Raw genomic sequence first — 6,881 nt, forward strand, 5'->3', positions numbered from 1 at the left:
TGGCAACCAATCGGCTCAACATTATCAACTGACTGTTGCACTTGGAACCTGAGGCCGCCCAGACAACCATGACCTCCTCGTCGCTTCCAGGTAACTCTAAATCTTTTAAGGTGTAAGCGCTAGCCCAAACCCATTCGACTGGGCAGTCGATATTTAGCGATATGTTTCGACTGAAGCCGCCGCAAACATGATTGAAGAAGGTAATTGACTGGAAATAAAATGGTATTTCCGCGCCAGGTATTTCATCAAGCAGTTTTTTGCAAGCGCTTGCTTCGAGTCCGCCAATCCCGCGAACCAGATTTATCGTGCTATCAAAACGACACATTTGCGATTGTGAATGGTCGTAGATTCTTTTGATATCCTTGCAGGCTCCATCAATCTCAGCGATGGATAAATTGGCAAAGTATTCGCTCATTAAGGGGAGGTCGTAAGTGCCAGGGATTCTGAAAATCCCAAGCGCTCGTCGCATCAAAAAGGTTAGTATTTGTCGAGCCTCTGAGAGCCTCCCGTGGCCATTTGCTATGATAGGGTTAATTCCCTTGTATTTTTTCGTGCCTCGTTTGTTTCTGATGAGTGCTTCTAGCAAATCATCCTGAATTGACGTCTGGGTGCATTGAGCAAAAGGCGTGCGAGCATTGAGGCTGGATACCTGCAAAATTAAATCCTTAAATGTTGAACGTTATGCTGATTGTCGAATAATGAATTAGAGGATGTTGACAACGAATAGTCCGCTGCGGGCGACGCAATACCCCTCCTTAACGATAAGGCATTCCATCCTGTGGCTGCCGGAGTACAAGGCGCTTTCTCGTTTCTCTAGGCGTGCGCCTTGGACTACGCCTTCTTCGAAACCGCCGCGTAGCGCTCGCCGATGGCTGGTATCCTCCCCCGTATTAACCACTTGCCAATAGACCTTGTAGGGATAGGCCGCGGTGGTCTGCGCAGGGAAAACCAAGCTCGCATTGTTAGGCAGGGCGCTAGCATCACTGCCTAGGCGTAGGGTTGGAATCCGTTACGGGTGACTGCGCGATTGCTTGAATTTAGCCTGAAAGCCGAGGAGCGCGGCCAAGCGGGTCATATGTTGCCAGGCTGCTTCGAATGGCAGGCTGATCATCGCGATGACCATGATCAGCACTGCTGTCAGACCAAGGAGTATTGCCACCACAAGCAGCCACGATGGAATGTAGAACAGCAACGCGAGAAAGCCGACTGTCAGATCAAAACTTTGAGGGGGCAGCCCTAACGTCTCGGCAACCGCGAAACGCGCGCATGCTGTGGATATCAGCAGTGCAAGCAGATGCATAATGATGATGGGCGTTTTGGCGAATGGCTTATCCCATGCTGTATGGAGCCAGCGGGCGAAAGGGATGCACCAGGCAATGAATCCGCAGATTATCAATGCAGCCGCGACCGTCGTCCCGATGGTAAGCGCGGATATGCCCGTGTATAGGGAAGCTGCAATCGTGATGAGGTACGTAACTACCGAGGCGAGATAGAACCGTTGGGATACGGAATATTGCTGGAATTTGGCGAGCAGTTTTGCTTTCAGAGCTATCATTTTCATCCTTGAACTTCTTTTCAGTGCTTCTAAAATCCATGCGGATAGCAATGCTTGACCGCCTTGATGTACGTCTTGTTCCGCCAGTTGAGGTGGATGACCCCGTGGCGGCCCATCAAACCCCACGAGTTCAGCTCATTTATGTGGGCACGAATGTCGAATCAATCGGCTGGCAGACAATTCGCCACATCCCGCGTACGCCGTCTTCGACCCAAGTGCCTTCCAGAACATTCGAGCCTTCGAAGCGGTGCAGCGTTGCTCTGCCGTCGAAGCCTTCTGCTTGCAGTTCGTAATGCCCCGGGCCTTTAGCCTGGCCTCGGTATTGCCAGGTCTGCCCCGCGTCGTCATAGGAGACGGTGATAAACTCGATGTCGATCGTAACCTTGCAGGGTTGATCGAACGACGCGGCACTGGTGGGGCGGAAGGTGTCCATTTTGGCGTACATGTTGGCGTCCTTGTAAAGATATCAGGAGCGGTTCAGGGCAGCAGCCAAGTGCTGTTTGGGTTGGTTGACCGGATGCCGACGGCCTGGCACTGCTCCAGAATCGGCAGAATGTAGGTGATGTTGGTACGGCCCGGCTTGCCTTCTGCTCTGTAACGAGCCGCCTGGCAAAGTGGGCCGGCTTTTTCGTACGTATGGTTGGAGCTAATTTCCACAGCTTGTGCTTGACCGAAATGATTGTTACCGGCGAGGTAGTCCAACGTTTGCTGGAAAGCTGCTCGAGTCAGCGCCAACTGCGAGTCTTCCGATCCGGTCTCAATCACAACGCGATTTGCATCAACGGTCGTGATACGGAAACGGGCGCTACGCGACGGTGTTTGCAGTTCCTTGCCTTGCAGGCGGCTGATCAATGCCCAGAGAGTGTTGTCGACTTGAATGATGTGCTGCATGGGATAATTCCTTCGTTGCTGAACGGACGCTAGCTTTAACCTGAAGTGACTTATGGAATCTTGATACCCAACGCATTCAGCGATGGCGTATCCATCCGGCCATTCACGGTCAGCCCACTGTCCATCTGAAAGGCCATCAACGCACCACGTGTCGCCTTGCCCATCACCCCATCAATGGTGCCTTGGTAATACTGGCGCACCATCAGCGCGGTCTGCACACGGGTGACCAGGTTGCTTTTCTGCTCATTGGTCGCGCGGCTCTTTGAAGTGCTCGAACTTGTCCCGCTGGTAGTGCCAGACGACTGATAAAGGCTGTTGCTGCTTGGGGTGCTGCTCGAAGCACTCGGTGCGCTGTAGCTTCGGGTGCTGGTAGCAGGTGGGCTGTAGTAGCGAGGTGCGCTATAGCCACCCGAGCCGCTGTAGTGAGAACTGTGCGAGCTGTGGGACCGGTGAGAACTGTGCGAGCGATGTGCCGCATAGATGTTGACGGTGTCTGGCGCATTGAGCGTATCGGCAAATACTGGGGGCTGTAGCTTGTCGTTGGGTCGCCAGTTCGCATCGGCGAGCGACAGATGGCCCGCCTGTGCCAGGGTGGTACCTGCCATTGGCAGCAAGCTGATCCCACTGATCAGGACTTTCCAGCGGTCGAGCAATTTCACTGTGCACTCCTTGCATAGGCGCTAAAGGCCTCGGTCGATAGTAGTTGTACGCCGCGGCTCCGCCAGCGGTCGGTGTGGGATTTGAAGAAGCCAGAGCAATGTTTGACGGCAGCGCATTGCTGGCAGGTATCGATGAACAGGTTCTTCCAGTCCGAGATGCTCTGGCGGGCGAAACGCGAGAGGTGGGCTGGGATCAGGCACAGGGGCAAGTTGTAGATCGAAACCGGCACTCCGCGGTTGAACAGGAAATACACGGCCTGGCTCAACGAATCCTGATAGTCAAGCGGGTCAATCCACAGTTCTTCGTAGTTCTTCCTGGCCAGGCCGGTACTTTCGATACCCATCAGCGCAACATGCCGCACGAAGGGCAGGTTCCTGAACACGTAGTGGGCGAGCTCTGGCAAGCGTGGCGTGGTCAGGCGATTGAGCACCACGCGTATCTCGATGATCTGGTTGGCGCGCGCCAGGTTGTAAAGACCTTGCAGGGTTTCGCTGAACGCTCCTGGAGCCTGCACCACATGATCATGGTCTTCGGCATTGTCGGCATACAGCGGGATGCCCCAGCTCAACTGAGGGTGGCCGATGGCAGAGAGCGCTGCGATCCAGCTCGGGTTTTGGAACAGACGCCCGTTGCTGAGCACATGAATGGATTTCTGCGGCAAAACAGCTTTGCACTTGGCCAGGATTTCGAGCAGGCCGTCGCGATAAAGCGTGGGTTCTCCGCCGCTGATTCCCAGATTTTCCTCGCCCGGGTCCATCAGGTCGATCAGCCGTAGGTTCTCCTCGATGTGCCAACGGTCATCGATATCTTTGGGCGGCTGCGAGCACATCAGGCAGAGGCTGTTGCAACGATCAGTCATGAACAGCAGGTTGCTGTCTGAGCCTCGTCGATAGAGCACTCGCACCATCGCGTTGCCTGGTGTGATGGCAATGACATCGCCGGGCTGCACGACATCCGCATCTTTAGGGGTATGCAGGTGTGGCCTCGCGCTGTCGAAGTCGCCGATCAATGGCTCCGGGATCAGGAATCCACCCACTGGTAATGAGAGCAGATGCGGGCTCCGTAGCCGTACTTCGTTTGGCAGCCAAAGCAGCAGGTCACCAAACTCAGCGCTTCCGGCACAAACAGCCAGGCCTTGTTCGATGAGCTCATCCAGAGTGATGACCTTGAGCAGTTGCGGCTCATTCAGGTTATGGATTTCGAAGTGGGTATCTTTGCGCAGCATCGCCATCAGCCCCTGTAACCCGGGAACCAGACATCGTTGTAAGAGCGCCTGTTCAACCAAGACAGCAGCACCCTCTGCACGTTGTCGTCGCCATCGCAAAGCAGGCCGAAAATATGCTTCAGCAGCCCCATGTTCTTCTTGCAGAAGCTGCTGAACACTCGGTGTCCGATCGGGTCAGCTTGGCGGGCATAGTGTTCGACGGGGTCAGCACCACAGTACGGGACAAGTGCGCAGTCGGAGCAGCCCGGCAGCGCCTCTGCTACACCACTGGCGAGCAACGCATTCATAACGGGCGATGCGAGTAATTCAGACAAGGGTTGCTGCACGGTGCCGAGCCTCAAGCCGTCTTCACCCATCTCCAGCAACATTCGGGCTTCGTCCGAGGGATAGACGTAACCGTCATAGTTGTAAACCAGCGCCGCAGTGCCTGCGCCAGCAGGAGAGCGCAGGTCTACATAGCCGGAGGAGAAGGGTGTCAGGATATTCTTCAACAACAGGCTCGTATAACTCTCTGAGAGGTATACGCCCTGTTGGTTGATATGCAGCAAATAGGCCAGTGCCTTCTTGTAGAAGGCCAGGTATCGCTCAATAGGGTAATCAAGTCGATGGGCACTCTTGGTGGCAAACCCATAAGGGCTCAGAGGCCGAAGCGAGATGCTGGAGAAGCCCTGGTTTACATACTCATCGATGATCGCTTCAGGTTGTTCGAGGCTTCTTGAAGTCAGCGTGGTCAGCGCGGAAACTGCATCATGGCCAAGGCGCTCACGGACCCACTGGATGCCTTTTACAGTGCGTTCGTAGGAGTCTCGTGACGGGGTAGGGCGGTTGGCATTGTGCAAGGGCGCCGGCCCATCGAGCGAGGTCGAAAACTGGATGCGATTTTGTTCTGCGAAGTCGAGTATTTCCTCCGTCAGGTGGTGCAGAGTGGTGGTGATGACGAACTGGATATCCCGTTGTTCGACCACGTTCCGGTCAACGACCCATTCGACAATCTGGCGGACGCGCTCGAAGGCTAGAAGCGGCTCGCCACCCTGAAACTCCACAGTCAGGGCGGGAGCGTTCGATTCGAACAGGCGATCGACCGCCGCCTGAGCATCCGCTTCCGACAGGTCGTGGCCGGATCCTCCCAGAGGGGCCCGCGACACCTGGCAGTACTGGCAGGTGTGGTTGCAGCGCAATGTAACCACGAACAAGTGCAGTGCAGGGCCCTGGAAGAGGAAGTCCTTGCGGTTGCGATACTGCGCGGCCATTTCCGGGAACGGGTCGTGGCGGCCTGGTTCGTAGATGAAGTGGCGGGCCAGCAGGTCCTTGTAGAAAGGCGTACTTGCTTGAACGTCGAAGTAACTGAGGGCTCGTAATTGCGCGTCGTTCACGTGCATGTACTCACCGGTATCGGAGGTGAGCAGGATGTCACGTTCATGTCCCGTGTTCATGCGCATGAATCGAAAAGGTAGCAAGCGGTAGTGCTTGGCGTCTGTCGCAATCAGTGTCACTGCGAAATCCCACATCCAGCGAGCGCGGCTCGAGCCAGGACTTCGCGCAACCCTGCTGTTTCGCGGTTGATATGGTCGCGTAGGGCGAAGTCGTTCAGATGTTGGAGAATCAGCGAGTGAGCCTGCTCCGGGGAAAGCGTTAGCCTTGCTTCAGCGGGGTGGGCCGTGAGGCTTATCTGATTGGCTTCAATACCGACCTGGATCGCGACAGTGTCGGCCAGGGAGTAAGCGGCGCGTTGCACCACGCTGAGCGGGTAGGCTGCGCTGTCGAGTTTCAGCGTGACTGGCCATGTCATCGGAACCGGTCCTTCAAATCCGTTGGGAATGTGTGGATTTTGCCGGTTGCCGAGGCATTATGCCATCATAATTTTTTACATTTGCACGCATTTGTCCAGCGTGGTGGGTGGTGGGTTCACTACGGCTCGGCCATTGATACGGGGTAGGGCCGAGGGTTCATATCTCCCTCAGTCCACCCACCGCCACAGCGGCTCATCCAGCATTCCAACCCCACGCAACTGCATCTGCCTCTGGTTATGGCTCTTCTGCAACTCCAGCACATTGCACCCGTTACACGACGACAACGCCACGATCAGCAACTTGCTGTGCGACACCACCTACACCTGGCTACGTTGCGACGCGCGGATGATCAGCCGCGCCCGGGCCGGGAGAAGGTGGGCATGCAGGCCGGTATAGCGACTCGCAGAGAGTCCGGTCGGAGCTATCCTCATCAATAGCCTGCTTGGCCTCAGGCTGGGGGCATCCTTTTCAAACCATCCAAAGCATGCCCTCAGATGTGCCCCCAATGTAGCAATCCACTGGAAGTGAATGGAGCTCCATGGTTTATGGAATGGCAAAAATGATCAGATGAACAGCCTGCCCGGCGAGGTCTAAAGACTGTCAGGATCGCCAAAAAACATCTGAATCCGCGACCTTAACCAGCGCTCCGCCGGGTCATTGTCCTGCGCCCCTCGCCAGGCCATGTGCAACTCGAAGCTGCGCACCGCTATCGGCAGGTCTTCAGCCCGCAACCCGCCCGCAGCAGTCAGCGCATCAGCGG

The 6,881-nt window shown here is 55.8% G+C and carries 9 protein-coding genes and 2 pseudogenes; all 11 read right to left on the bottom strand.

Annotated features, from left to right (window positions below; genetic code table 11):
* Positions 1–655 (bottom strand): hypothetical protein (locus BLX42_RS12640; protein WP_161871898.1); only part of this gene is annotated, 655 nt, incomplete at its 3' end.
* A gap of 48 nt (positions 656–703) precedes the next feature.
* A complete protein-coding gene (locus BLX42_RS27200) occupies positions 704–1,006 on the bottom strand; it encodes a hypothetical protein (RefSeq protein ID WP_371316872.1) in 303 nt (100 codons plus the stop codon).
* A 3-nt stretch (positions 1,007–1,009) separates the two neighbouring features.
* Positions 1,010–1,561: a hypothetical protein gene (locus tag BLX42_RS12650; RefSeq protein ID WP_218176455.1), complete on the bottom strand. Its 552-nt coding sequence runs from the start codon at positions 1,559–1,561 to the stop codon at positions 1,010–1,012.
* A gap of 133 nt (positions 1,562–1,694) precedes the next feature.
* A complete protein-coding gene (locus BLX42_RS12655; protein WP_161871900.1) occupies positions 1,695–2,000 on the bottom strand; it encodes a hypothetical protein in 306 nt (101 codons plus the stop codon).
* Between the two features lie 32 nt (positions 2,001–2,032).
* Positions 2,033–2,446 carry a hypothetical protein gene (locus BLX42_RS12660; RefSeq protein ID WP_161871901.1) on the bottom strand — a complete coding sequence of 138 codons (414 nt, stop codon included), beginning with the start codon at positions 2,444–2,446 and terminating at the stop codon, positions 2,033–2,035.
* 50 nt (positions 2,447–2,496) lie between these two features.
* On the bottom strand, positions 2,497–3,105 hold the full coding sequence (gene hxsA, locus BLX42_RS12665; RefSeq protein ID WP_161871902.1) for a His-Xaa-Ser repeat protein HxsA: 609 nt from the start codon (positions 3,103–3,105) through the stop codon (positions 2,497–2,499).
* Positions 3,102–4,337 carry a His-Xaa-Ser system radical SAM maturase HxsC gene (gene hxsC, locus BLX42_RS12670; protein WP_161871903.1) on the bottom strand — a complete coding sequence of 412 codons (1,236 nt, stop codon included), beginning with the start codon at positions 4,335–4,337 and terminating at the stop codon, positions 3,102–3,104. Before hxsC ends, hxsA begins: the two co-directional genes overlap by 4 nt.
* Complete coding sequence (hxsB, locus tag BLX42_RS12675; RefSeq protein WP_161871904.1) at positions 4,337–5,824, bottom strand: His-Xaa-Ser system radical SAM maturase HxsB; 1,488 nt, start codon at positions 5,822–5,824, stop codon at positions 4,337–4,339. The genes hxsC and hxsB overlap by 1 nt, the downstream gene beginning before the upstream one ends.
* Positions 5,821–6,120, bottom strand: coding sequence for a His-Xaa-Ser system protein HxsD (hxsD, locus tag BLX42_RS12680; protein WP_161871905.1), 300 nt, complete (start codon positions 6,118–6,120; stop codon positions 5,821–5,823). The genes hxsB and hxsD overlap by 4 nt, the downstream gene beginning before the upstream one ends.
* Before the next feature lie 168 nt (positions 6,121–6,288).
* Positions 6,289–6,513: pseudogene (locus BLX42_RS12685) on the bottom strand (AAA family ATPase); the annotation flags it as partial.
* Positions 6,514–6,711: 198 nt separating this feature from the next.
* Positions 6,712–6,881, bottom strand: a pseudogene (locus tag BLX42_RS12690) (LysR family transcriptional regulator); the annotation flags it as partial.

The sequence above is a fragment of the Pseudomonas sp. SG-MS2 genome (assembly GCF_009933855.1).
Classification (GTDB): Bacteria; Pseudomonadota; Gammaproteobacteria; order Pseudomonadales; family Pseudomonadaceae; genus Aquipseudomonas; species Aquipseudomonas putida_E.